The sequence below is a fragment of the Streptomyces sp. 5-10 genome (assembly GCF_014712245.1).
Lineage (GTDB): Bacteria > Actinomycetota > Actinomycetes > Streptomycetales > Streptomycetaceae > Streptomyces > Streptomyces violaceusniger.
The window spans coordinates 37343-63468 of the sequence record NZ_JACVYG010000027.1; the positions used below are offsets into that span (position 1 = coordinate 37343).

Below are 26126 nucleotides of genomic sequence, written 5' to 3' on the forward strand. Positions count from 1 at the left end.
TCTCTCCGATCAGTGGATGTCGAGCCTGCGCCGCGCGAACGCCACGCAGGACAGGCTGAGTACGGCCAGGAACATCAGGTAGAAGGTCGGCGCGAGCTTGCTGCCGGTCACGTCGACGAGCCAGACGATGATCAGCGGCGTCGTGCCGCCGAACAGCATCACGGCGATGTTGTAGCTCACCGCCAGGCCGGTGGCCCGGTTGGTAACCGGGAACAGCTCCGCCATCATCGCGGGCAGTGGCGCGAAGTAACCGGCCTTCAACACGCCGATCAGGAACATCACGCCGAGTATCACCCCGAAGCCCGGGGCGGCGACCAGGAACGCGAGGCTCGGGTACACCAGCGCGAGGATCAGCGTCGCGAAGATCAGCATGGTACGGGTGCGGCCGAACCGGTCCGACAGGTGACCCACCACGGGCGTCAGGCCGGTCAGCACGATCCCGGTGACCAGGGTGGACGCGAATCCGGTCGACGCCGGCAGGTCCAGCTCCTTCACCGCGAAGGTGGGCATGTAGGTGATGAAGTAGCTGATCGCGGTGGACACGGCGAGCGCGCCCATGGCCACGAACATGCGGTCCTTCTGAGTACGGAACGTCTCCTTCACCGGCGCGCGCTCCTGGTCCGCGGTCTCGACGAACTCACCGGCCTCGCCGACGTAACGCCGGATGTAGTAGCCGACCGGGCCGATCAGCAGACCGAAGAAGAAGGGGATGCGCCACCCCCACGACTCCAGCTGCGCGTCGGACAGCGTGGCCGTGAGCACCGTGCCGAACGCCGACGCGAGCAGCGTCGCGAAGCCCTGGCTCGCGAACTGCCAGCTGGCCATGAAGCCGCGCTTCTCGGGCATGTGCTCGACGAGGAACGCGGTGGCGCTGCCGAACTCCCCGCCCGCGGAGAAGCCCTGGACTAGCCGGGCGAGCAGGATCGCGATCGGCGCGACGAGCCCGATCTTCGCGTACGGCGGCATGATCGCGATGAGCAGCGTCGCGACCATCATGAGCCGGATCGACACCATGAGCGCACGCTTGCGCCCGGCACGGTCGGCATACCCGCCGAGCACGAGTGCCCCCAGCGGACGGACCACATAGGCCACCGCGAACGTGCCGAGCGTCAGCAGCAGCGACACGGTCTCGTCGGCGGTGGGGAAGAACTGTTTCGAGATCGTCGCGGCGAAGAAGCCGTAGACGAGGATGTCGAACCATTCCAGCGCGTTCCCGATGGACGCGGCGATGATGACGCGGTGCACCTTCACCGGTGCTTCGGGGGCGACTGTCTGTGTGGGTGCGGTCATGGGTGACTCCTCACGGGAGAGTCCTCGCCGAGGTCCCAGAACACGCCGGCCATGATGCGCAGGCTCTCCCGCGCCACGGGGGCCAACAGGTGCTCGTCCGGGGCGTGCTGGGCGCAGGCGGGGTAGGAGTGCGGGATCCAGAGTGTGCACAACCCGAGCTCGTTGGCGAACGCGTCGTTGGGAAGGCTGCCGCCGAGGTTCGGCAGCAGCGCGGGTTCCGTGCCGGTGGTCCGGCTGATCGAGCCGAGTGCCCAGCGCACCCAGGGGTCGTCCGGATCCGTCCGGGTCGGCGGCATGGTCGGGCCGACCTCGACGTCGACCATGGGAAATCCCTGCTCGTCCAGGTGCTTGCGGAGGATGACGCCGAGCTTGTCGACTTCGGTGCCGACCACGGACCGGAGCTGGCAGTGCGCGTGTGCGCTGCCGGGAATGGCATTGACCGGGTTGTCCGGGTTGCCGGCGGCGAGCGACAGCACCTCGACGCTGTTCCAGCCGACGAGGCGCTCGGCCGGGGTGAGACCGGGTTCGCCCCAGCCCTCGTCGACGGGCGGATCGTCCGGTCCGCTGCCGACCGCGATGTCGCGCAGGGCTTCCCGGACGTTCCCGGGGATCTCCCGCGGCCGCAGACCGGGCACGAGGATGCGGCCCCGCCCGTCGACGAGGGTGGCGAGCGCGCCCGCCAGCACGGTCGCCGGATTGCGCAGCAGACCGCCCCAGTTGCCGGAGTGGTACGAGGCCTCGCGCAGGTCGACCCGCAGTGTGAACGGGGTGGAGCCGCGTGAACCGAGGAACAGCGTCGGACGCTCCGCGGCCACGCGCGGCCCGTCGGACGCGATCAGCACGTCGGCGGCGAGCTCGTCCCGCAACTGGGCGCAGACCGCGCGCAGGCCCGGCGAGCCGGACTCCTCCCCGGTCTCGACCAGCACCTTGAGGTTGAAGCCGAGCCGGCCGCGCACGCGGAGCACCTGCTCGAGTGCCGCGAAGTTGATGGTGTGCTGGCCCTTGTTGTCGGCGGTGCCGCGGCCGTACCAGCGGTCGCCCTCGACCACGACCTGCCACGGATCGAGGCCGGTCCGCCACCGCTCCGGCTCGCCGGGCACGACGTCGCCGTGGCCGTAGACCAGCACCGTGGGCAGCGCATCGTCCTCGTGCCGGGTCGCCACGAGCAGCGGGTGGTCACCGGCGGGGTTGTCGACGACGCGCGCCTCGCAGCCCAGTCGTCCGGTGAGCGCCGGGGCCAGCTCGTCGGTGAGGTAGGAACGCAAGTCCCGCGCCCGCGCCCGGTCCCGGCTTTCGGTCGCGAACGCGACCCGGCGGCCGAGGTCGGCGAGGAATTCTCCGGAATCGTAGTATTCGGTGGCACGATCGATCACGACAGCACGGGTCATCATTACCCTTAACATCGGAAACGTGCAATTTACAATGCATCCGGCCGGTGCGCAGAGTTTACGGAGCGACGAGAGGGCGGCGATAGAGGGAGCAATTGCACGTTTTCGAAAGGTGTATTGCCCTGGCGGCAACGGCAACGGTCGGTCGCATCCCCGTCACCGCCCTCGACGGCCCCGCTCCGCGCTGCAGTACATTCTCAGAATGCCTCTCCTGCCCACGTCGCTGCGCTACTTCCTCGAGGTCGCGCGCACCGGTTCGATCAGCGAGGCCTCGGAGCGCCTGCACGTGGCCACGTCGGCGATCAGCCGGCAGATCGCGAAGCTGGAGCAGGACGTCGGGGCGCCGCTGTTCGAGCGACGGCCCCGGGGGATGGTGCTGTCGGAGGCGGGCGAGATTCTCGCCGCCTACGTCCGGCGCAGTGCGCTCGAGGCCGATCAGGTGCTCGCCGATGTGCACGGCATCGAAGCCCTGCACCGCAGTACCGTCAAACTCGCGAGCTGCGAGGGTTTCGCGCGCGATTTCCTGCCGGCGGCTATCACCGCATTTCGGGAAGAGTATCCGGGGGTGCGGTTCCGGATGAATGTCACGGGTCCGGCGGCGGCCACGCGACAGGTGATAGACGGCACGGCGGACCTGGCTGTCACGTATAGCCTCGGGCCGGAAGGGGGAATCAAGGTCGAGTATTCGCAGCAGCAGCCGATCTACGCGCTGATGCCCGACGATCACCCGCTGGCGCACCGGGAGCACGTCGAGCTCGCGGACCTGCTGGAGTACCCGCTCGCGCTGATGGACGAGGGGACCACGATCCGGCAGCTGTTCGACGTCTGCGTCGCGCTGGAAGGGCTGAACTTCGAACCCGCGCTCGTCAGCAACTACTCCGGTGCGCTGCAGAGTTTCGCGCAGCTACGCGGTGGGGTCACCCTGGTCGGTCCGCTGACGGTGCGGCGGCTCGGCGCCGACCATCTGGCGATCGTTCCCATCCGCAATCCGGAGCTGAGCCGCCGGAGCATGCAGATCCAGTCGATGGCGCGGCGCGCGCTGCCCGCGGCGGTGCGGGCCTTCCTCGCGCACCTGATCGAACAGATCGGTGATGACCTGCCCAGGTAGACGATCCCCGGCGGCGACGCGGCTCTACCTGCGCTCGGCTCGGCGAAGGAGCAGCGGGGTGAGGCGGTGCGGCACCAGTTCGCGCATGGCCAGGGCCGTCGTCGTGCGCTCGATGCCGGGAATGGCGTGTGGGGTTCCATAATGAGGGCCAAGCCTCTTGACCAGCAAAGATCGATGGAGCGTCATTGATCGGGCAGGATCGTAGTCCGTGTTCTCGCGCCTGCTCTACCTGCTCGCCACTCGGCTACTCAGCTGGTTCGTGCTACTCGGCCGTTCCTCCGCATCCAAGGACGTCGAGCAACTCGTGCTCCGCCATGAGGTAGCCGTGCTGCGCCGCAGCACTCCGAGGCCGCGCTTGGACGACACCCGCGGCGCCAACCTTGTCTTCGAAGCACGGGCATGACCGAGCGCGCCGGACACGCGCCTTTCACGGCCACCCGCTGCGGTCTGGTGCGTGGCCTCCGCCAGGGCCGGATCGCGGCGTTTCGTGGGCTTCCCTACGGGTCATCACTCACCGGACCGGCGCGGTTCCCACCCCTCCGCAGGAGCTCCCGCGCAGCTTGTGTCGAACGGAAACGCAAGATCAGGGCGGTCATCCCGGAGAACTAGATGATCGATTCCAAGGGATCGGCTGCGCGCATGAGGTGAGCGAGCCCAAAGTGCGGTTGTGACGCCAGACCTGGGCTCCCTCGCCACCGCACTGTACGTGAAAACCGACGACCTGCTGAAGGCATCGCCGCATCTCGCGCCATGGCGACCGGCGGTCGGGATCACCCCCGAACTCACCGACGCCGAGCTGGTCACCCTCGCGGTGATGCAGGCCATGCTCGGGTTCACCTCCGAGGCCAAGTGGCTCCGCCACGCCCGCGCTCACCTGCGGCATCTGTTCCTGTACCTGCCCCAGCAGCCCGGCTACAACAAGCGCCTGCGCAAGGCCACCGATCTACTCCGCCGAATCACCCGGCTGCCGGCCACCGACACAACCGTGCGGAGCGACGACGTATGGATCGTGGACTCCACGCCCGTGGAATGCGGCCGCTCCCGCGAGACCGTCAAACGCTCCGAGCTGGCCGGATGGGCCCAGTACGGCTACTGCGCCAGCCACAGCCGCTTCTTTGGGGGCCTGCGCCTGCACCTGGTGTGCACCCTCCAGGGACTGCCCGTCGCCTTCGCCCTGACCGGAGCGAAAACCGACGAGCGCGAGACGCTGCTGGACCTGCTCGACGCCGAACCGGAACTCCTTGTCACCCGGCCCGGACAGACCTTGATCGGCGACAAGAACTACTTCCGCCGCGACTTCGAGCACCACCGCATCATGCAGCACATCCTCACCCTGACCACCGCCATCTGGCACAACGGACCAGAACGGACAGCCCGTCCTGCGCTCACTGACCGCCTCCGACCACTAACCCTTGGAAGTGATCATCTCATTGGACGGTGCCAGGGAGCGCACGACGTCGAACTCGTTGCCCTCGGGATCGGCCATGACCACCCAGCTCCGGCCAGGGCCCTGGCCCACGTCCACCTTGGCCGCGCCAAGGCCAACCAGCCTGGCCACCTCGTCGTCCGTACTGCCGTCGATCGGGCTGACGTCCAGGTGGAGCCGGTTCTTCACGGTCTTGCCCTCGGGCACCTGGGTAAAGAGCAGGGTAGGCGGCATCTGGCGGGCCCGGACCTCCTCGACGGTCGGCTCCCAGGAACCGATCTCGACCTTGCCCTCGCTCCGGTCGATCACCTTGAAGCCCAGGACCGCGCACCAGAAGGCCGCGAGCCGCTCCGGATCGTGGCAGTCGACAACCAACTCGGTGAACCTACTGGTCATTACTCCCCCAGACAGTGCGGACGGGGGCTCAGCCTATGGGGCCGCGCCACCCCTCCGGTCCGGAATCGCTACGACCACCACCCCTTGGCATCGATCATCTAGGCAATCAACCCGCTGATCAGAACCACACACAGGCCCTCCGCCCCTCCGGCCCACATACACTGCGGCGGTCGAGCGGTATCCGACCGGCGCGGGCATCGCGAAGTCCTCCGCCCGGATCCACCGGATCTCGCTGACGACGTGGGATGGATGTTCGCCGGCGAGCGAGCACCGACCGGACCGGACCGCCGCAGCACGAAGTCGCCTCCCGTCCCCATCACGGTCATCGACGATCCGGCACTGCCGGAGGCGCTGGCCGAACTCGCGGCAGCCCGCGCGGACGAGATGGACGCCCACACCATCTACCGGGAGCTGCCCATCGCGCGCAAGGCAATTGGCTGGTGGCAGCGCCAGGGCTGGATCGCATGCGATCCGACGATCGACATCGAGCGGTGGCCGTGAAGGACACCGCCATGTCGGAGCTTCTCGTCGACTTCATCACCTCCCTCGACGGCCACGCATCGGGAGAGGGATGGCCCGGGTTCTGGGGCCTCGAGGGCCCGGAGTACCTCGCATGGCTCGGCGAGCAGCCCGGGGCCACCTACCTGATGGGAGCGAACACCTACCGCCTGATGTCCGGCTTCGCCGCAGGCGAGGTCCCCAATGGCCAAGACGAGTTCAGGCCCGAGGAAGAGGCGTCCGTCGACGAGCTCACGCAAGCGTCCAAGGTGGTGTTCTCCTCCTCACTCGAGGAGCCACTGAAGTGGGCCAACTCCACGCTCGTCCGCGACGACGCCGTCGAGGCGGTCCGCGCCATGAAGTCGAGTGGCTCGGGACTCCTCAGCACGATCGGCAGCCTCAGTCTGTGCCGGTCCCTGCTACGAGCCGGACTCGTCGACCGCTTCCGGGTCGTGATGTTCCCGGTGATCACCGGGGCCACGGGCGAAGAACGCATCTACGACGGCTATCCGGACGTTGCCCTCGAGATGATCGAGCACCGCACCTTCGACGGCCGCATCCAGCTGGTCGAGTACAAGCCCCGCGTGCTCGAGCACCCGCCGCTCGGCGTCCCCGCGTGACCTCGCCCCGTCCGCCGGTCTGGACAGCCGCCAGGCCGGCGCCGGCGGGCGCGGAGCAAGACCTGATAGGGGGGCGAACGGCCAACGTCAGGACGCCCGATCCAGGTCGTGGCCGCGTGAGGGTGTCGGCATGATGGCCGGCATGCCGCCCATCGACGCTGAGGACACCCTCGACGACGAGATGTGCGCCCCGGTCGTCAACGAGGTCGTGGCGATACGCCTGATCTGTCAGCTCGCGTGTCAGCTCTTCCGACGGCTTGCGCTGCCGGCCCGGTCGAGTGCGGCAAAGACGTCGAGATCTTGATGCTCCGGCACCAGCTCGGTGTCGCCCAACGCACCCAGCCACGACCTCAACTTTCCTGGATCGATCGGGCTGTCATGGCAGCGCTGCTCCGGATGGTGAACAAGCAGCAGCGTGCACGGCTGGCGTTGCTGGTCACTCCACGGTCTGTCCCGCGCCGGCACCCACGCCTCGTGGCCCGGAAGTGGGCCTATGCACACCGCCGTCCGGGCCGACCACCGACGCCGGAAGCACTGCGGCAGCTGGTCCTGCGCCTCGCGCGGGAGAACCCGGGGGTGGGGATATCAACGGATCCACGGCGAACTGCTCGGCCTGGGACGCAAACTCGGCGCCTCGACCGTCTGGGAGATCTTGCAGAAGGCCGGGATCGACCCCGCACTCCAGCGCACCAACCAGTCCTGGCCCGCCTTCCTCAAAGCCCAGGCCTCCGCCATCGTGGCCACCGACCTCTTCCACATCGACACGGTCTTCCTGCGGCGCTGGTTCGTGCTGTTCTTCATCGACCACGGCACCCGCCGCGTGCACATCGCCGGCATCACCCGGCACCCGACCGGCCCCGGGATCACCCAGCAAGCACGGAACTACCTCATGGACCTCGGTGACCGCGCAGAGTCGATCAGCCTCCTCATCCGGGACCGCGGCGCCTACTTCACCGACAGCTTCGACGCCGTCTTCCAGGCGATCGGCGTGCACGTCATTCCGACACCACCCCAGGTGCCCCGAATGAACGCCATCGCGGAACGCTGGATCGCGTCATGCCGACGCGAGGCAACCGGCCGCGTCCTGATCACCGGAGGGCGCCACCCGCGCCTTGTCGTCAGCGAGCACGCGGAGCACTACAACAGACACCGACCGCATCGATTCCTAGACAACGCAACGCAACGCGTCAGGCCGGGGAGTCCTCCTCCATGGGCGGCATGAAGGCGCGCAGCCATCGCTCCGTCTGGGCGACATGGGCCTCGGCCGCTCCGGCGGCGGCGCGCGGATCGCGGTCGGCGATCGCGGTGGCCAGCACGCGGTGATCCTCGTCGCTCTTGCGCCGCATCTGCTCGCCCTCGGGGAGGGTGAAAATCTGGTACTTGCGGGAGCGGGCGCGGAAGACCGAGAGCAGGGAGCCGAGGGCGGGGTTTCCGGCCGCGGTGGCGATCTCGGCATGGAAGCGGTGGTCGAGGTCCGATGCCTCGGTGGGGTCGTCGGTGGCGTCCATGGCCTCGATGAGCGCGAAGAGTTCCCGCACCGTCTCCGGGGTGCTGCGGGCCGCAGCCTGCGCCGCGACGTGGGACTCCAGGACACGCCGGATCTCGTACACCTCCAGCAGACCGGAGAGCGGCAGCAGTTCCAGGGTGAGCGACAGGCTACCTATGATGTCCTCCGGCCTGAGCTGGGAGACATAAGTACCGGAGCCGTGCCGCGGCTCGACCACCCCCAGGGCCGCGAGCATCCGTACGGCCTCGCGCAACGACCCCCGGGACACGCCGAGTTCCTCGCACAGCTCGCCCTCGGGCGGAATGCGCCCTCCGGCGCTGAGGCGCCCAGTGGCGATCATGTGGCGTAGGCCGTGGAACGCCTTGTCGACTGCGGACATCCGATTCCTCCCGAACGGGCGGGGCGCGGTCCCGCGCCCTTCGTCGCACTGTACCGATTCATCAGATATCTCAGAGGTATCGATCGGAAGTCATCTGATGATCCACGCTGCCATCCCCCTTGATTGCAGGGAATCCGTCATGCAGGATGCCGAGTCATCATACGTGTTCCGGTTGCGATCAGATCTCTCTCGTTTCTGGCGCCCCTCGGAACACCCGGACCCCGGCAGATCGGGACTCATGTGAGCGAGACCGATGTCATCGCGGCGCCACGCCCCCTGTTGCTGGCCGACGGCCGTCCCGCCCACCGGGCGTGGACGCTGGACCCCGCCATGAGACACCTGAACCACGGTTCCTTCGGCGCGGTTCCCCTGGTGGCACAGGAGCGGCAGAAGCAGCTGCGGGTGGAGATGGAGTGCTCCCCGGTGGTGTGGTTCCCGGCGCTGCCTCAGCGGATCGCCGACACCAGGGTCGAGATCGCCGACTTCTTGACGGTGGCCGCCGACGACCTGGCCCTGGTGCCGAACGCGAGCGCGGGCATCAGCACCGTGTACGCCGCCCTCGACCGCCGCCGCGGCGGGGAGATCGTCGTCACCGACCACGGTTACGGCGCCGTGACCATGGGCGCCGAGCGGCTGGCGCGCGACCGCTGGGATGGCGGGGTCCGCACCGCGCGGATACCCCTCGACGCAGATGAGGAGCAAGCGTGCGAGGCCGTGTTCGCCGAACTGTCCGAGGCGACGGACCTCATCGTGGTGGACCAGATCACCTCGGCGACCGCCCGCCGGCTGCCGGTGGAGCGGATCGGCGCGGAGGCTCGGCGGCGCGGGATCCCGCTGCTCGTGGACGGTGCGCACGCACCTGGTCTGCTCCCCGCCCCGCTCTCGGGGCTGACCTGTGATTTCTGGGTCGGAAACCTGCACAAGTGGGGATGCGCGCCCCGGGGCACCGCAGCGCTCGTCGCCCGTGGTCCGCTGCGTGAGCGGCTCTACCCACCGATCGACTCATGGGGTGCAGAGGACCCGTACCCCGACCGCTTCGACCAGCAGGGCACGGTGGATGCCACCTGCTATCTCGCGGCACCGACGGCGCTCGGCTTCATCGAGCACACCTGGGGCTGGAGGCACGCCCGCCGCTATATGGACCACCTGGCCGGTTACGCCGCGCAGGTCATCGGTGCCGCGTTCACCGAGCTGACCGGCGCCGACAGCAGCGTCGACGTCGGCATGCCGGTCCCCGGGATGCGTCTGGTGCGGCTGCCCGAGGGGCTCGGCACCACCCGCGTCGAGGCCGACGCGCTGCGCGACCGGGTCGCCGGGGAGCTGGGTGTCGAGGCGGCCTTCACCAGCTTCGGCGGCATCGGCTATTTGCGGGTGTCCGCCCACGTCTACAACACCGCCGCCGACTACGAGTACTTCGCCGAGACCTGCGTCCCCGTCCTCGCCGAGTGGGCCCGCGCGGCTCGCGGGCGGCACGGCGCGCCATAGCGGCGCGACACCGTACTCCCCTCCCCACCCCCGACTCCCCAAGCCGCTCCGAGCGCGGCCCGCACCCAAGAAAGAGGTCAGCACGATGAGGAGAAGGACGGCAGCCCTCGCCCTCGGTACCGCCGCAGCGATGGTCCTGACCGGCTGTTCCGCCATGAGTCCGAACGCGAACGGCACGGTCACGCTCAACATGGTCGAGAGCCTGACCAACCCCTCCCGCACCGATCTGCTCAAGGGGCTCATAGCCGACTTCGAGAAGCAGAACCCCAAGATCAAGGTCAACCTGATCTCGCCGCCCACCGAACAGGCCGATCAGAAGATCCAGCAGATGCTCCAGTCCGGCAGCGGCGTGGACGCGCTCGAGGTACGGGACATCACGGTCGGCCCGTGGTCGAACAACGGCTGGCTGTACGACATGGCGAAGCACCTCAAGGGCTGGCAGGGCTGGAATGCCATGACGGAGAACGCCGTCAAGGCGTCCGAGGACGCCAAGGGCCGTACCTTCTTCGTCCCCTACGGCTTCTACGGGCTGAGCCTCTTCTACCGCAAGGACCTGATCAAGGACGCCGGGTTCAGCAAGCCCCCGGCCTCCTGGGACCAGCTGCTGAAGCAGGCATCCGCCATCAACGACCCGGCGAAGCGCCGTTACGGCTACGCGTTCCGCGGCGGGGCCAACGCCAACAGCAACGCCACCGCCATCATCGAGGCGTACGTGGCCGACAAGGTCGACCTCGCCAACGGCTACAAGCTGAAGAACGGGCGCACGATCTTCTCCGCGCCCGAGGCCCTGGACGCCCTCAAGACCTACCTCACACTCTTCAAGAAGGCGTCGCCCAAGTCATCCGTGTCCTGGGGCTATCCGGAGATGGTCGAGGCGTTCTCCAACGGCTCCACGGCCTTCCTGCTCCAGGATCCGGAAGTCATCGCCACGGTCTCCGAGTCCAAGTCGATCTCGAAGGAGCAGTGGGACACCGCTCCACTGGTGGCCGGACCCAGCGGGAAGACCGTCCAGCCGCTGGCCACCGCCGGGTGGGGCATCGCGAAGGGCAGCAAACACAAGGCCGAGACCGTCAAGCTGATCAAGTTCCTGTCCCAGGGCAAGGCGTCGACGGACTTCACCAAGAAGAACAGCCTGGTGCCGATCCTCAAGTCGGCGACCGAGGACCCGTTCTACAAGACCGGCCCATGGTCGTCCTACGTCACCATGACCCAACACCCCGACACCTATCTCAACGTCAGCCAGCCGCGCGGCGTGACCTGGTGGAGCGAGTGGGAGCAGAAGTCCGACGCCGACGTGCAGAAGATGGTGACCGGCAAGATGTCGCCCAAGGAGCTGCTGACGGGCTGGGACGCGTACTGGACCAAGAAGTGGGAGCAGGAGAAGTAGGGATGCCCGCCACGTCCGCAACGACGACCGGGCCGAAGACGTCGCGCCCCGTCCGGAAGCAAGCCGCCCCGCGGGCCCGGAACGGGCCGCGGGGCGGCCGGAAGCGGGAGTTCACGACCCGCCGGGGCCTGCTCATCGCCGCCTTCATGGCGCCCGCCGCGATCTTCGTGGCGGTGTTCACGTACTACCCCATGATCGCGGGCAGCCAGATGGCCTTCCGCCACTGGGATCTGAACGATCTCACCGACACCTCCTGGGTGGGCCTGGACAACTTCCACCGTGTCTTCTCCGACCCCAACTGGGGCACCGTGCTGGGCAATACGGGTGTCTGGGTCATCGGATCGATCGTGCCCCAGCTCGTGATCGGTTTCGCGCTCGCCCTGTGGCTGCGCCGCCGGTTCCGCTTCCGCGGCGTCTACCAGGCGCTGATCTTCTTCCCCTGGGCGATCTCCGGGTTCCTCATCGGCATCCTGTTCCGCTGGATGTTCAACAGCGAGTTCGGCGTCGTGAACGATCTGCTCCAGAAGGCGGGGCTGATCGACGAGCCCGTGGCGTGGCTGGCCGATCCGCACAAGGCGATGATCGCCGTACTGATCGCCAACATCTGGTACGGCGTCACCTTCTTCGCCATCATGATCCTGGCCGCGCTCCAGTCGGTCCCCGACGAGCTGTACGAGGCCGCGGCGCTGGACGGGGCCGGGAAGGCACGCACGCTCTTCCAGATCACCATCCCCTATATCCGGGTCACGCTGGTGCTCACGGTGCTGCTGCGGGTCATCTGGATCTTCAACTTCCCCGATCTGATCTTCGGGATGACCGGTGGCGGGCCGAACAACCAGACACACATCGTGACCACCTGGATGATCAAGATCACTCAGCAGGGCGACTACGGCAAGGCCTCGGCGCTCGGTCTCCTCGTGGTCGCGGGGCTGCTGCTTTTCACGGTGTTCTTCCTGCTGGCCACGCGTGAGAAGCGAGAGGTGAGGTCGTGATCGGCAAAGAGACCGCGGTCGGCCGGGCCGTCCGAATCGTCTTCCTGGTGCTGTGGCTGGCCTTCACCGTGTTCCCGCTGTACTGGATCGCCATCACCTCGCTAAAGGCGCCGGGCGACATCTTCTCCTTCCCCCTCGCCTACTGGCCCGAGCACTTCTCGCTGGAGAACTACAGTGAGCTGTTCAACAAGGCCGACTTCGGGACCTATCTCACCAACAGCCTCATCGTCGCGACCGTCGCGGGCGCGGTCGCCACCGCCATCTCGATGCTGTCGGCGTATGTGCTGGCGCGCTTCGAGTTCCGCACCAAGTCCGCGTTGCTGACGGCCGCCCTGGTCACCCAGATGATCCCGGCCTTCATCGCGCTGGGCCCGCTGTATCTGCTGATGACCGACCTGAAACTGGTCGACAACCGGCTCGGGCTCATCCTCGTCTACATCGCCGTGTGTATCCCCTTCTGCACGGTGATGCTCCGCGGCTTCTTCGAGAACATCCCCGACGCACTGGAGGAGGCCGCGATGATCGACGGCCTCTCCCGGTTCGCGGCGCTGTTCCGGGTGCTGCTCCCGGTGATGCGTCCGGGGATCGTGGCGGCGTTCATCTTCAACTTCGTCAACTGCTGGAACGAGCTGTTCCTGTCGGTGACCCTGATGAACAGCGACGCCAACAAGACGACCCCCACGGCCCTCAACGGATTCATCTCCAGCTTCAACATCGACTGGGGCTCGATGTCCGCAGCGGCCGTGTTCACGATCCTGCCAACCATGGTGCTCTTCGCCTTCGCGAGCCGCCACATCGTGCAGGGGCTCACCTCCGGCGCCGTGAAGGGGTGAGGCCGATGGCCGCGATCGACGTTCCGCTGCCCGACTCCGTCCATGTGATCACCGGTCCGTCCGGGGACCCGCGCACCGCCGCACCGGCGGGGGCGGGCCGCTGGACCGTGCCCGGCGCCGAGGTGACGGCGCGACACGATCCATACGGCGCCCTGCGGCTGGTGCTCGCCGCGCCGGGTCCGGAGGGCCTGTCGACGGTGGCGCTGCGCTGGCGCCACCACCCCGGCGGTCACCGCCCCGTCCTGGTACTCGGCGATGCGTGGGAGCGCTCGTACGGTGAGTTGCAGTGGCGCAGCGTCCAGCCGGAACGCCCCCTGCCCTGGTACTGGCTGAGCACCGACCCGGCGACCGGTGGCTGCGCCGGGCTAGGCGTACGGACCCGCGCCGGGGCGCTGTGCTGCTGGACGGTGGACGAGGACGGCACCACGCTGTGGCTGGACGTACGCTCCGGCGGCCTGCCTGTGCTGCCGGGCGACCGGGAGATCGCCGCCGCCACGGTGGTCGGGGTGGCGACGGGTGCGGACACCACCCCGTACGCGGCGCTCCAGGAGCTGTGCGCCGCCATGTCCCCCGATCCGCTGGTGCCCGCGCAGCCGGTGGTCGGCTGCAACAACTGGTACTACGCCTACGGCCAGGACTTCGGCCCGGACGCCGTACTGCGCGACGCGGCCACCATCGCCGAGTTCGCCGGGGACCATCCAGTGCGGCCGTTCTGTGTCGTCGACGACGGCTGGACGGAGGGCGGGGGAAGCGCCCCGGGAGGGCCGTGGGACACCGGCCTGCCCGGGCTGTTCGACGACATGGCGGGCCTGGCCGCGGGCATCGCCGACCGTGGCGCCCGGCCAGGCCTGTGGTTCCGGCCGCTGCTGTCCCGGGTGCCGACGGAGGGGATGCGCACGGACACCGGCGCTCCCGGCCGTCGTATCTGCCAGACGGTGGACGCAGCGACCTTCACGCCCAGGACGAGAAGTTCCCCGTGCACCCTCCGGTAGCCCAACCGGGATTCTCCTTCGCCAGACGCAGCACCACGTCCTGCCGGGTACGTACCCGGCAGGACGGTGTTCCGACTGTCGAGCAGTGGATTACTTGTGGACGATGCGGAACGTCGCGGTTCCGCGGGTTCCGCGGGTGTCCACCTGATAGCTACCCGTGGGCACCTTGTACGATCCCATCTGGAAAACGTCGCCCTTCTTCAGGCCCTGGACATACGCCAATTCGCCGACCTTGATCGAAGGCCGCCAAGCAGAGCAGTGGCCAGGAGCGACTGCGGTCGTGTGCTTCCTTGTGGTGAAGGCGACGAACGAACGGTAGCCACTCGCGTGGTTGCAGACACGCACCTTACCGTCGGCCGCCGGCGCGGCCGAGGCGGCTGGAGCGGTCAGGGCGACCGCGCTGGCAATACCGGCCAGACTCATCGCACCGAAAGCGATACGCCGAGCGAAGTGGTTACTCACAGCATCTCCATCATGTCGGAAAGCGGATGTATCCGTTGTGGGCAGCCACCGAAGCCGCACCCGCCTGCGCCGACCCATGCCGATGGCGGTAGCCGCCGCGGCACTGGCCAGAACGGCTGCTGACCTGGTGAACTCAATTCCCACCTTGACTGATGGCAGTAATGACTGACTAACCGGCACCTAACGTTCGCTGCCGTGTGGCTAACGTGCCGCGGCCGCGCGACCGAGCCGCTGGTCCAGGACGTCCACGGCCACTGCCGGAGGTCTCCGACGTTGCGAAGCCAAAACTCGGTGGGCCCGAGACGCTGCAACGCCAGCACAACCCGCGGCTCGTCGGCGGCCCTGCGCTTGCCGAATACCTCATCCGTGCGGGTCACGCGGCATGTCTGTATTCGTGGAGGATGCCGCCAAGGCGGTCGTGGCGGACGGTCTTGGAGCGTTTGCCGTTGCGGGAGTTGCCACCGTTCTTGCCGGCCGGATCGTGCTTGTCATAGCCGAGGTGGTCGGTGATCTCGCCCTCCAGCGCGGACTCAAGCAGCGGCTTGGTCAGCTGCTGCAGCAGCTCGCCCTCGCCGGTCAGTTGCAGACCCTCGGCCTGGGCCCGGCCCACCAGCTCATCGATCAAAGTGGCCGCTTCAACCGTCTGGGAGATCCTGCAAGAGGCTGGCATCGATCCAGCACCCGAGCGGTCCGCCAGCACCTGGGCGAACTTCCTGCGCTCCCAGGCCGACGCCATGCCGGCCTGTGACTTCTACGAAACGGTCACCCTGTCAGGGGCTCGGATGTACGTGCTTGCCGTCATCGAGCACGCCGGCCGACGGATCCGGGTCCTGGGCGCCACCGCGCACCCAACCTCTTCATGGGTGGCGAATTCTCGGCAAGGGCAGCGCCATCACCTTGAAGTGCAGTTGGCCGGATGGGCCGCGGAGCGCCGCAGCAACGAGCAGTTGGAGCGGCTGCGGGAGCTGGCGGGACGGATGCGGGATGCCGGCGATGATTTCGACGCTTACGTGGCCGCCGACATCGCGTTCCACCACCAACTCGCGGAGGCGAGCGGGAACACCGTCCTGACCAGTGTGCTGACCAATATCCAGTCCTTGCTCCAGGCGTGGGCGACCAGGGTGATCCGTACCGCAGGCGAGACATACACGTCGGCGAGACACACACGTCGCTGGCGATGCACGAGCCGATCCTCAAGGCGGTGGAGAACCGGGACGCGGAGGCAGCCCAGGAGGCGATGCGTGCGCACATGGAGCGTGCGACACGACGCCTGCGCGACGTTCGACCTGCAGACTGTGATCAAGCAGCGATTCGACGATGCTCCGCGACCGGCAGGTCCGCAAGCTTTCCTTCACCGGTTCCGCCCGAGGTGGACCGGCCCTCCTGAAGGCGAAGCCCCCGGCGGCCGGCGTCACACTTTCCGCCCGTATAGAGGCGTCGTGCTGCTTGCTGGTATCGGCGTCGGCGTGGATGAGCCGCAGGGGATGGGGCCGCGCGCGTCTCCTTGTCTTCTTCGTCTTGGAGCCAGTAAGTGGCGCGAGACCGTCTCAATCGCGAGTGAAGAGATCTCGGTACGCCCTCATACGGGCCACGTGCGTCCCATCGGGGGTGAAATCGAGCACCGTGCGCCACATCAGTCCCACTCGGTGATCCGCCCACAGCGCCTCCGTGGGATCGATGCGGAAGAAGGCCTGCTGACCCTCGTCGGGGCCCTTGACGTGCTCGAACATCCCTGAGGACGCCGCCCAGGGGAACTGATCCCGGCTGAGCCTGGCGGCCAGAGCGATCTCGTCCGGCTCTACGACGAGCGCGGCGCGGCCCTTGACCTGCAGCGAACGAGTCTCGAAGCGCTCGTCGTACCCGCCCGGCGGCAGGTAGCTGACGGCGTAGCTCACCCGCTCGTCCTTCACCATCTCCAAACGCTTACGGGTGCGCGCGAACGTGTGCATGTAGACCCGCAGCCCGTCCGCAGCGATGTGCATCGTCGATGCGGACGGCCACCCGTGCTCATCGAGCACGGCCAGGGTCGCGATCTCCTCGGTACGCAGCAGGTCCACGAGAGAGTCCTCGACCTGCTCAAGCCTCGGTTCCTTGCGGGCCACAACGCCTCCAAACGACGGGAACGGCCACTCCCTCTGGCCACCTGACCGATATAACAGGACCATAGTCCTCGCATGCAAGACACCTTAAGGAGTTCTCTTGACCAAAAGCGATGCTCCTCAGCCCACTCCACGTTCATGTGCCTGCCGTGCCGTGCTCCGCCACGAGTCGCGCGACGGCCTCCTGATCACGCCTGTCGAGGGCATCGATGAGCGCGGCATGCAGCTCGCACCGGTCTCGGATGTGCTCGGCGAGGGGGACGGCGCCCTCGGAGCCGACCCCGAGGGCGTGCCGCTCGACCAGGTCGAGCAGACTCACGTACAGCGACCGCAGAAGCATGCTCGGGGTGATGTCCGCGACTCTGGCGTGCAAGCGCCAGTTGGCCCGCACGAACGCGTCGGCATCGGCCGACTCCGCGGCGCTCTCCATGGCCGTGAGGAGGTCGCGCAAGTCCTTGACGTCGGCCGGCGACGCATGCCACAGCGCGTCCTGCCACAGCAGGGGCTCCAGGGCGTCCCGAATCCGCAGTGCCTCGGCAACGTCCGCCTGGGCCGCGTCGAGCGCCAGGACCGAGTGGGCGAGCCGCGTCATCGGCGTCTGCTCCGCCGCGAACAGGCCGCCGCCTGGACCTCGCTGCACGGTGACCACTCCCCTCGCCTGGAGCAGCCGGAGCGTCTCGTTGAAGGTGCCCACCGACACCCCGCACCGGGCCCGCAACTCGTCCTTGGTCCCCAGCCGCGTGCCCGGCGCCACGCGGGCGGCGAGTGCCGCAACGACGTCGACCGCCTCCTCCGCTCGCGACCTGCCACCGACCTGGCCCCAGTCGGAGCGGCGCAGCGCCGGAGGGTCCGCGCCTCGCTCGGCGAATCCGCCATGCCATCCGTCCTCACGCCGCACCGCCACAGCTCCTCCACGACCCGACTCGCCAAATCATCATGATGAATATTTTCGCATCTCTTGACGCCGATCGAAACGCAGGCGCAATATCACCATAATCATCATAACGAATGGAGATCCCCATGGTCCCCGTCTGTGGTGAGCAGGTATTCCGAGAGCTCATGGCCGGCGTCTGCGCCCCGGTCACGATCGTCACCGCCACGGCGGAGGGACTTCCGCACGGCACGACGGTCAGCTCGTTCGCGTCGCTGTCACTGCGTCCTCCCATGGTCACCGTGTCACTCGACCGCAGGTCCGGAGTCCTGTCTCGCATCACCGCGACTGGACGCTTCGGCGTCAACGTCCTCAGCCAGGCCCAGGACGACCTCGCCCTGCGCTTCGCACGCCGTGGCGCCGACCGGTTCGCGGAAGTGGACTGGCATTTCGACCACGGTCTGCCGTGCCTGGAGACCGCCCCGGGATGGCTGGTGTGCGAGCTGACGCGCACAGTGGACGGCGGTGACCATCTGTTGCTGCTCGGCACCGTCACCCACGCACGTACGACACCGGCCCCTCCCCTGGTCTACGGCTACCGCACCTTCGGAACGCATTCCGCCTACGCGAGCCGCCCTCAGCACACCGTCCGGGAGCAAGTCGCCGCCTGTGCGCGCTGACTCCTGCCCGCTCCCCACGCACCCAGACCTCCAGCTCTCCGACCGCAGGCAGACCGACAGAAAGAGAGCCCCACCATGACAACCCATGACGCCCTGGTCGCACGTGCCGTGGCCCTCCAGCCGCTGCTGCGTGAACACGCGATGGCCACTGAGACCGACCGCCGGGTACCGGACGAGGTGATCGACGCCCTCGCTGAAGCCGGACTGCTCAAGCTCTCGGTCCCGAAGCGGTACGGCGGTCACCAGACGTCTCTGCGTACCATGCTCGACGTCTCGGCCGCGCTGGCCGAGGGCGACGGGTCGACCTCCTGGGTCGTCACCCTCGTCAACGTCTGCAACTGGCTCACCAGCCTCTTCCCCTCCAAAGCCCAGGACGACGTCTTCGGCGCCAACCCGGACGCACGGGTCACCGGCGTCCTCACGCCCACCTCCACGTCCGTCAAGGTGGACGGCGGCTGGCGGGTGTCGGGCCGCTGGTACTACAACTCCGGTTCCTCGCACTCCGACTGGGCAGCCCTCGGCGTGCCCCTCACCGACGAGGAGGGAGAGATCGTCGACCAGGCGTTGCTCCTGGCGCCCCGTGAGGACCTCTCCCTCGAGGACACCTGGTTCGTGGCCGGCATGAAGGGGACCGCGAGCAACTGCCTTGTCGCCGAGGACATCTTCGTCCCCGAGCACCGCGTCATGTCGATCCCCGCCGCCACCGAGGGCGACTACCCGACCGAGCACAAGGACGAGGTCCTGTCCCGCTCGGCGCTCGTGCCCGTCCTGGCCCTCGTCCTGGCCGGCCCGCAACTGGGACTGGGCCGTGCGGCGTTGAAGTACGTCACGGAGAAGGCCGCCCGCAAGCCCATCTCGTACACCTTCTACGAGACGCAGGCGGAGTCCGTCGCTGTGCAGATGCAGATCGCCGAGGCGGCCCTGCGCATCGACACCGCCATCCTCCACGCACAGCGCGCCGCGGCGCAGATCGACCAGGCCGCGCAGGACGGCACCTACCTCAGCTTCACCGAACGCGCCCGGGTGCGCGCCGACACCGGCTGGGTCATCCAGAACGTGCTCGAAGCCATCAACACGCTTGTCAGCGTGCACGGCGCCGCCTCCTTCGCCGAGGTCAACCCACTTCAGCGGATCTGGCGGGACGCCAACACCGCCGGCCGGCACGCGGTCGCCGCGCCGACCGTAGCGATGGAGGTGTACGGCAAGGCCCTGCTCGGCGTCGAGGAGAAGATCACCCCTCTCGTCTGACCCGGTCTTCTCACTCCCGCCCTCCCCAAGGAGCAGCACGTGCGCATCGCCAACCTTTCCGGCCGTCTCGTCCTCGTCACGGACGACGACACCGCCGTCGACGTCGAACAGGCCAGCGGCGGCCGCTTCGGCCCCGATCCCCAGGGCGTCTACGAGCGCTGGAACGCCTTCCGTGAGTGGGCGGGGACGGCCGACCTGCCCGCGGGGCGGCCCTTCGCCGCCGCGGACCTCGGCTCGCCCGCGCCCGCCCCGCGTCAGCTACTGGCCATTGGGCTCAATTACCGCGCGCACGCCGACGAGTCCGGCTTCGAGGCGCCGGACACCCTGCCACCGGTCTTCACCAAGTACGTCTCCAGCATCACCGGCCCGGTGACCGAGGTGCGGCTGCCGAAGGGCGGGCACACCGACTGGGAGGTCGAACTCGTCGCCGTCATCGGCGAACGTGCCGACCAGGTTGACGCGGAAGACGCATGGCTGTACGTCGCCGGGCTCACCGTCGGCCAGGACATCTCCGAGCGGATCACCCAACTGACCGGCCCCGCCCCGCAGTTCGGGCTCGGCAAGTCCTACCCCGGTTTCACCCCGATGGGACCGTACCTGGTCACCCCGGACGCCCTGGACAACAGCGACGACCTCGAACTGGGCTGCTCGATCAACGGCGAGGAGGTCCAGAAGGGCCGCACCCGTGACCTCATCTTCTCCGTACCCGCCCTCGTCTCCCGTCTGTCGGCCGTCCTGCCGCTGCTGCCCGGAGACGTCATCTTCACCGGCACCCCGGCGGGGGTGGGGATGGGGCGCACCCCCCAACGCTGGCTCACCCACGGCGACGTACTCGTCAGCCGTGTACGCGGGATCGGCGAACTGCGCCAGACCTTCCGCGACTGAGCAACACACCCCACCCTGTATTCATCCGCGTCCAGGAGTTCCGCATGGCACTGCACCGACTTTCCTCCGTCGTCATGGGTGTCCCCGACACCGATGCGACGGCCGCCTACTACACCGACTTCGGCCTGACCCCCGAGGCGGACGGCTGGTTCCGCACCCGTGACGGAGGCCGCCAACTGCGTGTCGTCCACGCCCCCACCCGCCGGCTCGTCGAGCTCACCGTCGGTGTCGACACTCCCGACGACCTCGCGGCGGCGGGGGCGCGGCTGGACCGGCTCGGGATACCCGCCCAGATGAAGGGCGGCGCCCTCACGGCGTACGAGAAGATCACCGGCGTCCGTGCCGTGCTGCGGGTGGAGCCGCGCGTCACACAGCCGCTGACGCCGCCCACCCCTTACAACGGCCCCGGCCGCCTGGAACGCGTCGGGACACGCGCTCCGGGAACCCAGCGCGTCGATCCCGTACGGCCCCGCAAGCTGGGCCACGCCGTCCTGGGCACCACCGACTTCGAATCGACCACCGGGTTCTTCCGCGACGGCCTCGGTTTCCAGGTGTCCGACCTGATGGGCGATGTCGGTGCCTTTCTGCGCTGCTCCACCGACCACCACAACGTCCTCGTCCTGTCCGCGCCCGTGGCATTCCTGCACCACACCTCCTGGCAGGTCGACGACGTCGACGAGATAGGGCGCGGCGCCATGGCCATGCTGGAGGACCACCCGGAGCGGCACGTGTGGGGCCTCGGCCGCCACCACGCCGGCTCCAACTTCTTTTGGTACCTGAAGGATCCGGCCGGAAACTTCTCCGAGTACTACTCCGACCTGGACTGCGTCGTCGACGACCAGCTGTGGAAGCCGGAGGTCTTCGAGGGTGCCAAGGGACTGTTCAACTGGGGGCCGCCTCCGCCGCCCTCCTTCATCCGGCCCGACGACCTGGCCGCCCTCATGACCGGCTCGCACGACAGCTAGCGGTCGGTCGAAGGAGTTCACGGATGAACACGGTCACCCACACCAAAAGACTCTAGCCCTAGATGTATTCTTGGGGGATGAGCGAGCTCGCCCCCCAAGAGCCATCCGTGCAACTGGCGCGCGTGATCTGGACCCTGCACCGGGTCCTCCATCAGCGCCAGTCACCTCCGAGCGGCGAGCACCGGCGCCCCCTCGCCCAGGTCGAAGTGCTGCGGCTGGTGGACAGCCAGCCGGGCCTCAGCGTCCGAGAGGTGGCCACGGTGCTGGGCATGCAGCCCAACAACGTCAGCACCCTGGTCACCCAGCTCGCCCGCGACGGTTATCTCGAACGCCGCACGAGCGGCCACGACAAGCGCTACGTCGAACTCCACCCGACGGACAAGATGCGCACAGCGGCCGGGGAGGTCGACGCGAGCCTCGGCACAGCGATCGCCGAGGCTCTGCGACAGCTTCCACCGGAGGCGTCGCAGCGCATCGCTTCCGCGCTGCCCGACCTGTGGGAGCTCGCCCAGGCACTCACGCCGGCCGCGGGACAACCGCTCGGCCGGCGACAACCGTGACCGGCAGCGACTCCAGACCGCGCAGGACATGGTTTCCACTGGACAGGGCACCTTCCCGCGCGGGTCGTCGCGCCGGTCAGTCCTCCGTGACCACCAGCTGGTCGCTGACAAGGCCGGCCGCGCCGCGCACGGCATCGATCACCTCTCCGAGTCGGCGGTCCGGAACCCTGTGCTCAAGGGCCGCGATGCTCAGCGCGGCGACCACCGTGCCGTCGGCCCCCCTTACGGGCGCGGCGATACCGAGAATGTCCGCGTCGAGTTCACCCCGACTGACGACGTAGCCATCGGCGCGAACCTCCGCGAGGCGCTCGATCAGCACATCGACGTCCGTCATCGTTCGGGCGGTGAACCTCTGCAACCGCTGGCCTTCGAGCAGCCCGCGGCACTCCTGCTCGGGCAGCCACGCGAGCAGCGCCAACGCGGAGGCGCCGGCGTTCGCCGGAAGGACGGCGCCGCGCTCATAGGAGATCCGCACCGGATGCTCCGCCTCGCACCGTTCCACGCACACGGCGGTGCCACCCGCACGCCGCGTCAGCAGTACCGTCTCCCCCACCTGGGCACACAGGTGCCGCATGACGGGCAGCGCGATCTCCGACAGGCCATACCCCCGCCGGGCGAGACGCGCCAGTTCCAGGACGCGCAGCCCCAGCCGGAAACCCCCGCCCGGGTCCTCTTCCAGGAACCCGCTCTGCACCAGGCTCTGCACGTACCGGTAGGCGGTCGACCGGGCAGCCCCCAGGGCCGTGGCCACCTCCTGCCCCGAAACCGACAACTTGCTCTCGGAGAACATCCCCAGAATGTCCAGCGCCCGATCCGCAGTCGAGTTCCGCTCACGGTACTGGCTCGCTGTCGTCCCAGTCTCTGGCTTCCGTCCTGTCATGCAGGACATCATAGGCGCTCAGAGCCACATGGGGGGTACTGACCCCACCCGGCCCTGCGGGGCCAGCCGACGACCCACTGGACGGAGAGACCTTCGGCTGAGCTATTCGACGGGCTGATAGGCGGCGCCGTCGTCGTTGAGCAGCCGCTCGGCCTCGGCGTGGATCTGCTCGGGCGGGAGACCGAAGTCGATGGTCTTGCGGAAGGGCTGCCGCACGTCCCGCTCGATGCGCAGGTAGACCTCGTTGCGGTTGCCCTCGGGGTCGAAGAAGTAGATCCCGAGGGCGTTGCCGTGCGTCACCTCCTGCTGGACCCTGACCCCCTCCTCCTCGAACCGCTGATGGAAGACCCGAAGATCCTCCAGCGACCCCACACGCCAGGAGATCTGGTGTTGCTGCTTGTCGCCGATGGGAGAGGTGCGCCCGCCCTGGAGCACGAACTCGTGGTGCTCCTCGTCCGGCCGCGCACTGAAGAACACGATGTCCAGGCCCTCGTCCTCGTCGGTGACGGTCAGCCCCAGCACGCGCTCATAGAAGTCGCGCATCTTCGGCAGGTCGTACACCCACAGACCGGTGTGGCCGAGTCCGGTGATGGCCATGGCACCACCTTTCGCTAGTCGCGTATAACAGGACTACAATCCTGCATATCGTAACACCCACAACACTCGCACGATTCGGCTTGACGTCGGCCAACACACGGAAGAGGTGCACCTCATATGCGACTGGCGACTCTGCGCACGGATGACGGAACACGGGCGGCCCGCCGCGACGGCGACTCCTACACCCTGCTCACACACACCGACGTGGGCGCCCTGCTCAGCTCGGGTGACAACTGGCACAGCGCGGCCCGAGCCGCCGAGGGCGATCGCGTCGACGCGGCGAAGGCGGTCCACGCACCCCTGGTGCCACACCCGAACAAGATCATCTGCCTCGGCCTGAACTACGCCACGCACATCAAGGAGATGGGGCGGGACACACCCCGATACCCGACCCTGTTCGCGAAGTACGACGGGTCCCTCATCGGGGCCTACGACCCGATCACACTTCCCGCGGTGAGCGACAGCACGGATTGGGAAGCCGAGCTGGGCTTTGTCATCGGCCGACCCGCCCGTCACGTCCCGAAGGAGAAGGCACTGGACTTCGTCGCCGGATACACCGTCGTCAACGACGTGACCGTACGCGAATACCAGCGCCGCACCCGGGAGTTCCTGGCCGGCAAGACCTTCGAGGCCACCACGCCCGTGGGGCCCGAACTGGTCACCGCGGACGAGTTCGGTGACAAGGAGCCGGACCTGGAGATCCGCTGCGAGGTGGACGGCGAGGTGATGCAGCGCTCACGCACATCCGACCTGCTGTTCGGCATCGCCGACATCGTGGCCTACGTCAGCGACATCATCACGCTGCTGGCGGGCGACATCATCTGCACGGGGACGCCCGGCGGTGTCGGCGACGGGCGTGACCCCAAGGTGTACCTCAAGGAGGGTCAGACCCTGCGAACCGTCGTGGAAGGGCTCGGCGAGACCCGTAACGTATGCGTGCGGGAGACCACAACGGCCTGATCGCCGGCAGTGTGGCGTCGGCTGCGAGTGGCGGTCAGCGCCTCATCGAGACGGCCGTCGGCGTCCGCGATCGCCTCGCATCATCCTCTCGCGGCGCGTGCGGATCGCGTGCCGCACCTACGGACGCGGGGCACGACGCCGACCACCAGCGGCCGCTACCGCTGTCCTGTCTTGCACAACCTATGTCTCGAAGTACAGGATGAATGGGTACTGTTCCGACCGAGAGAGGTACTGACATGCCGCTACTGCTGAGTCGCTCGGACCTGAGTCGGCTCGCTACCAACGACGACGAGCTCGACAGCGCCATCGACGCAGTCGAAACCTCCGTCACCCAGTGCCACTCCGGCGATCGCGCACAGACCGTCTTCGCGGGGCTGGACCTGGCCAATGGCGATGAGCTGGCCGCGCAGTTGGTGTCGCTCGCGAGCGGTCCCGCGACCCTGCGTGTCTTCCCCAACCGAGTGAAGGAAGCCCGCCCCAACGCATCGCTCGGGGTCCAACTGGACGGCACCACCGGCGCAGTCGACAGCCTGATCGCGCTGGACGACTTCAACGCGCTGCGCACTTCGGTCCCTGCCGCAGTCGGCGTGCGCCATCTCGCTCCCGCTGACGCCGCCACACTGACGGTGCTGGGGAGCGGGGTGCAGGCATGCAGTCATGTGCGCACCATCCGCCGTGTGATGCCTGGCCTTCGCCACCTGAGGGTATGGAGCCCAACGCGCGAGAGCCGAACGGCCTTCGGCGCGGGCCTGCGCACCCAGCTCGGCGACGACGTCCACGTGTCGGTAGCGGCGTCCATCGACGAGGCGGTGGCTGGCGCCGATGTCATCACCGCCGCGGGCCGCTACTCCTTCGGTGAGTCAGCCGTACCCGATCCCGAGGCCGTACGTCCCGGTGCGTTGCTGATCAGCATGACCGGTGCGGGCGGCAACCTCCTCAAGCGTGGTGCCCGCTTGGCGGTACCAACGACTCGGCGCCCTGAGCTGGTTGCTTTCGGATTCGCCAGCGGTTTCATCGGCGACACCCCTCCGCCCCTACCCGCCGATGCCCTGCAACTGGCAGATGTGATCACAGGAAAGGTGCCCGCCCGCAGTTCCCACACGGACACGATCGTGTTCGAGCTGGCCATGCCCTTCCAATGGGATGTCCCGATCCTGGCGTGGATCCGCGCGTGGGCAGACAAACAGCGGGTGGGCACCGCATTCAACTTCTCCGGCTGAAGGGACATGGGACGATGTGGTACCTGACACTGCACCGCTGGAGCGGCGACCGGGAACGCGCGATCGAGGAGGCCCTCGGCGATCACCTGGCATGGATGCACCATCAACAGCTCACGGGCCGGATACTGATGGCCGGGCCCAGCCCCGACCGAGGTCTTGGCATCATCGTCGTCGGCCACATGCGCCGTGAGGCCGTCGATGACCTCTTCCGCAGTGAGCCCTTCGTTGCCGGAGGGTTCCGCGAATACGAGGTGATTCCCTGGGAGGTGCACCACCTCCTGGGAATCGGAGGTTTCTCCGTTCCGGCGGTCACCGCGATGCTCGCCGACGAACGCGCCCATCAAATTGGGGCGACCGAAGCCGACGGGAGTTGAGCGTACGGGCCCCGGCGCAGCAGC

General features: G+C 68.0%; 28 protein-coding genes and 5 pseudogenes. 21 read left to right on the forward strand and 12 right to left on the reverse strand.

All coding sequences use genetic code 11. The features are described from left to right. Nucleotides 1-9: 9 nt before the first annotated feature. Both IEJ02_RS26870 and IEJ02_RS26875 read right to left on the reverse strand, forming a co-directional pair. Nucleotides 10-1290, reverse strand: coding sequence for an MFS transporter (locus IEJ02_RS26870; protein ID WP_191067214.1), 1281 nt, complete (start codon nucleotides 1288-1290; stop codon nucleotides 10-12). Continuing rightward, the gene (locus IEJ02_RS26875; protein WP_317985928.1) at nucleotides 1287-2693 is read right to left on the reverse strand and encodes a M20 family metallopeptidase; all 1407 of its coding nucleotides are present in this window, start codon (nucleotides 2691-2693) and stop codon (nucleotides 1287-1289) included. Before IEJ02_RS26875 ends, IEJ02_RS26870 begins: the two co-directional genes overlap by 4 nt. A gap of 187 nt (nucleotides 2694-2880) precedes the next feature. On the opposite strand from IEJ02_RS26875, the gene IEJ02_RS26880 reads away from it, so the two are divergent. Both IEJ02_RS26880 and IEJ02_RS26885 read left to right on the forward strand, forming a co-directional pair. After that, nucleotides 2881-3786, forward strand: a complete 906-nt coding sequence (locus tag IEJ02_RS26880; protein WP_191067216.1) for a LysR family transcriptional regulator — start codon at nucleotides 2881-2883, stop codon at nucleotides 3784-3786. Between the two features lie 667 nt (nucleotides 3787-4453). Then, nucleotides 4454-5195: pseudogene (locus IEJ02_RS26885) on the forward strand (transposase). Here IEJ02_RS26885 and IEJ02_RS26890 read toward each other — a convergent pair. Continuing rightward, entirely contained in the window at nucleotides 5192-5608 is a 417-nt protein-coding gene (locus IEJ02_RS26890) for a VOC family protein (protein WP_191067217.1), read from the reverse strand. The pseudogene IEJ02_RS26885 and the gene IEJ02_RS26890 sit on opposite strands and share 4 nt — an antisense overlap. 249 nt (nucleotides 5609-5857) lie before the next feature. Here IEJ02_RS26890 and IEJ02_RS48885 point away from each other — a divergent pair, with 249 nt between their 5' ends. The 4 genes from IEJ02_RS48885 to IEJ02_RS26910 all read left to right on the forward strand — a co-directional run bounded on the left by IEJ02_RS48885 (nucleotide 5858) and on the right by IEJ02_RS26910 (nucleotide 7948). Next, complete coding sequence (locus IEJ02_RS48885) at nucleotides 5858-6109, forward strand: hypothetical protein (RefSeq protein ID WP_223864469.1); 252 nt, start codon at nucleotides 5858-5860, stop codon at nucleotides 6107-6109. A gap of 11 nt (nucleotides 6110-6120) precedes the next feature. Beyond that, a complete protein-coding gene (locus IEJ02_RS26900; RefSeq protein WP_191067218.1) occupies nucleotides 6121-6726 on the forward strand; it encodes a dihydrofolate reductase family protein in 606 nt (201 codons plus the stop codon). Between the two features lie 142 nt (nucleotides 6727-6868). Continuing rightward, on the forward strand, nucleotides 6869-7030 hold the full coding sequence (locus IEJ02_RS26905) for a hypothetical protein (protein WP_191067219.1): 162 nt from the start codon (nucleotides 6869-6871) through the stop codon (nucleotides 7028-7030). Nucleotides 7031-7219: 189 nt separating this feature from the next. Further along, entirely contained in the window at nucleotides 7220-7948 is a 729-nt protein-coding gene (locus IEJ02_RS26910) for an integrase core domain-containing protein (RefSeq protein ID WP_223864470.1), read from the forward strand. Here the strand turns inward: IEJ02_RS26910 and IEJ02_RS26915 are convergent. Beyond that, entirely contained in the window at nucleotides 7914-8612 is a 699-nt protein-coding gene (locus IEJ02_RS26915; RefSeq protein WP_191067220.1) for a FadR/GntR family transcriptional regulator, read from the reverse strand. The two genes, IEJ02_RS26910 and IEJ02_RS26915, sit on opposite strands and share 35 nt — an antisense overlap. A gap of 240 nt (nucleotides 8613-8852) precedes the next feature. On the opposite strand from IEJ02_RS26915, the gene IEJ02_RS26920 reads away from it, so the two are divergent. The 4 genes from IEJ02_RS26920 to IEJ02_RS26935 all read left to right on the forward strand — a co-directional run bounded on the left by IEJ02_RS26920 (nucleotide 8853) and on the right by IEJ02_RS26935 (nucleotide 13309). Next, complete coding sequence (locus IEJ02_RS26920) at nucleotides 8853-10097, forward strand: aminotransferase class V-fold PLP-dependent enzyme (RefSeq protein WP_191067221.1); 1245 nt, start codon at nucleotides 8853-8855, stop codon at nucleotides 10095-10097. Nucleotides 10098-10182: 85 nt separating this feature from the next. Next, a complete protein-coding gene (locus IEJ02_RS26925; RefSeq protein ID WP_191067222.1) occupies nucleotides 10183-11484 on the forward strand; it encodes an ABC transporter substrate-binding protein in 1302 nt (433 codons plus the stop codon). Nucleotides 11485-11486: 2 nt separating this feature from the next. Continuing rightward, the gene (locus tag IEJ02_RS26930) at nucleotides 11487-12476 is read left to right on the forward strand and encodes a carbohydrate ABC transporter permease (protein ID WP_191067223.1); all 990 of its coding nucleotides are present in this window, start codon (nucleotides 11487-11489) and stop codon (nucleotides 12474-12476) included. Beyond that, nucleotides 12473-13309, forward strand: a complete 837-nt coding sequence (locus IEJ02_RS26935) for a carbohydrate ABC transporter permease (RefSeq protein ID WP_044580275.1) — start codon at nucleotides 12473-12475, stop codon at nucleotides 13307-13309. The genes IEJ02_RS26930 and IEJ02_RS26935 overlap by 4 nt, the downstream gene beginning before the upstream one ends. Before the next feature lie 916 nt (nucleotides 13310-14225). Here IEJ02_RS26935 and IEJ02_RS51135 read toward each other — a convergent pair. The 3 genes and pseudogenes from IEJ02_RS51135 to IEJ02_RS26950 all read right to left on the reverse strand — a co-directional run. Then, a pseudogene (locus IEJ02_RS51135) lies at nucleotides 14226-14338 on the reverse strand (integrase); the annotation flags it as partial. Between the two features lie 53 nt (nucleotides 14339-14391). Beyond that, nucleotides 14392-14763 (reverse strand): hypothetical protein, encoded by a 372-nt coding sequence (locus IEJ02_RS26945; protein WP_191067225.1) that lies wholly within the window; start codon nucleotides 14761-14763, stop codon nucleotides 14392-14394. A 415-nt stretch (nucleotides 14764-15178) separates the two neighbouring features. Then, nucleotides 15179-15433 (reverse strand): annotated as a pseudogene (locus IEJ02_RS26950) (transposase); the annotation flags it as partial. Between IEJ02_RS26950 and IEJ02_RS49985 the strand changes: the two are divergent. Both IEJ02_RS49985 and IEJ02_RS50845 read left to right on the forward strand, forming a co-directional pair. After that, a pseudogene (locus IEJ02_RS49985) lies at nucleotides 15384-15635 on the forward strand (hypothetical protein); the annotation flags it as partial. The pseudogenes IEJ02_RS26950 and IEJ02_RS49985 sit on opposite strands and share 50 nt — an antisense overlap. 30 nt (nucleotides 15636-15665) lie before the next feature. After that, nucleotides 15666-15812, forward strand: a pseudogene (locus IEJ02_RS50845) (FCD domain-containing protein); the annotation flags it as partial. On the opposite strand, the gene IEJ02_RS49990 reads toward IEJ02_RS50845, so the two are convergent. Further along, complete coding sequence (locus tag IEJ02_RS49990; RefSeq protein WP_263407984.1) at nucleotides 15770-15946, reverse strand: hypothetical protein; 177 nt, start codon at nucleotides 15944-15946, stop codon at nucleotides 15770-15772. The pseudogene IEJ02_RS50845 and the gene IEJ02_RS49990 overlap by 43 nt on opposite strands. Here IEJ02_RS49990 and IEJ02_RS50850 point away from each other — a divergent pair. After that, nucleotides 15941-16150, forward strand: a complete 210-nt coding sequence (locus IEJ02_RS50850; RefSeq protein ID WP_369075655.1) for an FCD domain-containing protein — start codon at nucleotides 15941-15943, stop codon at nucleotides 16148-16150. The two genes, IEJ02_RS49990 and IEJ02_RS50850, sit on opposite strands and share 6 nt — an antisense overlap. Before the next feature lie 160 nt (nucleotides 16151-16310). Here IEJ02_RS50850 and IEJ02_RS26960 read toward each other — a convergent pair whose 3' ends face one another. Continuing rightward, nucleotides 16311-16820, reverse strand: a complete 510-nt coding sequence (locus IEJ02_RS26960) for a pyridoxamine 5'-phosphate oxidase family protein (RefSeq protein WP_191067226.1) — start codon at nucleotides 16818-16820, stop codon at nucleotides 16311-16313. 178 nt (nucleotides 16821-16998) lie between these two features. Then, nucleotides 16999-17760 carry a FadR/GntR family transcriptional regulator gene (locus IEJ02_RS26965; protein WP_191067227.1) on the reverse strand — a complete coding sequence of 254 codons (762 nt, stop codon included), beginning with the start codon at nucleotides 17758-17760 and terminating at the stop codon, nucleotides 16999-17001. Nucleotides 17761-17882: 122 nt separating this feature from the next. On the opposite strand from IEJ02_RS26965, the gene IEJ02_RS26970 reads away from it, so the two are divergent. The 5 genes from IEJ02_RS26970 (at nucleotide 17883) to IEJ02_RS26990 (ending at nucleotide 22071) form a co-directional block, all read left to right on the forward strand. Then, entirely contained in the window at nucleotides 17883-18413 is a 531-nt protein-coding gene (locus IEJ02_RS26970; RefSeq protein WP_191067228.1) for a flavin reductase family protein, read from the forward strand. Between the two features lie 75 nt (nucleotides 18414-18488). After that, the gene (locus tag IEJ02_RS26975) at nucleotides 18489-19661 is read left to right on the forward strand and encodes an acyl-CoA dehydrogenase family protein (protein WP_191067229.1); all 1173 of its coding nucleotides are present in this window, start codon (nucleotides 18489-18491) and stop codon (nucleotides 19659-19661) included. 39 nt (nucleotides 19662-19700) lie between these two features. Next, complete coding sequence (locus tag IEJ02_RS26980) at nucleotides 19701-20546, forward strand: fumarylacetoacetate hydrolase family protein (protein WP_191067230.1); 846 nt, start codon at nucleotides 19701-19703, stop codon at nucleotides 20544-20546. Nucleotides 20547-20590: 44 nt separating this feature from the next. Continuing rightward, complete coding sequence (locus IEJ02_RS26985) at nucleotides 20591-21511, forward strand: VOC family protein (RefSeq protein ID WP_191067231.1); 921 nt, start codon at nucleotides 20591-20593, stop codon at nucleotides 21509-21511. A gap of 77 nt (nucleotides 21512-21588) precedes the next feature. Then, nucleotides 21589-22071 (forward strand): MarR family winged helix-turn-helix transcriptional regulator, encoded by a 483-nt coding sequence (locus tag IEJ02_RS26990; RefSeq protein ID WP_191067232.1) that lies wholly within the window; start codon nucleotides 21589-21591, stop codon nucleotides 22069-22071. Nucleotides 22072-22147: 76 nt separating this feature from the next. Here IEJ02_RS26990 and IEJ02_RS26995 read toward each other — a convergent pair whose 3' ends face one another. After that, nucleotides 22148-22963, reverse strand: coding sequence for an IclR family transcriptional regulator (locus IEJ02_RS26995; protein ID WP_317985929.1), 816 nt, complete (start codon nucleotides 22961-22963; stop codon nucleotides 22148-22150). A 90-nt stretch (nucleotides 22964-23053) separates the two neighbouring features. Beyond that, on the reverse strand, nucleotides 23054-23548 hold the full coding sequence (locus IEJ02_RS27000; protein ID WP_191067234.1) for a VOC family protein: 495 nt from the start codon (nucleotides 23546-23548) through the stop codon (nucleotides 23054-23056). Nucleotides 23549-23665: 117 nt separating this feature from the next. Here IEJ02_RS27000 and IEJ02_RS27005 point away from each other — a divergent pair, with 117 nt between their 5' ends. The 3 genes from IEJ02_RS27005 (at nucleotide 23666) to IEJ02_RS27015 (ending at nucleotide 26102) form a co-directional block, all read left to right on the forward strand. Beyond that, a complete protein-coding gene (locus IEJ02_RS27005; protein ID WP_191067235.1) occupies nucleotides 23666-24508 on the forward strand; it encodes a fumarylacetoacetate hydrolase family protein in 843 nt (280 codons plus the stop codon). 236 nt (nucleotides 24509-24744) lie between these two features. Further along, on the forward strand, nucleotides 24745-25728 hold the full coding sequence (locus IEJ02_RS27010) for a hypothetical protein (RefSeq protein WP_191067236.1): 984 nt from the start codon (nucleotides 24745-24747) through the stop codon (nucleotides 25726-25728). A 14-nt stretch (nucleotides 25729-25742) separates the two neighbouring features. Beyond that, the gene (locus IEJ02_RS27015; protein WP_191067237.1) at nucleotides 25743-26102 is read left to right on the forward strand and encodes a YciI family protein; all 360 of its coding nucleotides are present in this window, start codon (nucleotides 25743-25745) and stop codon (nucleotides 26100-26102) included. Nucleotides 26103-26126: the final 24 nt, after the last annotated feature.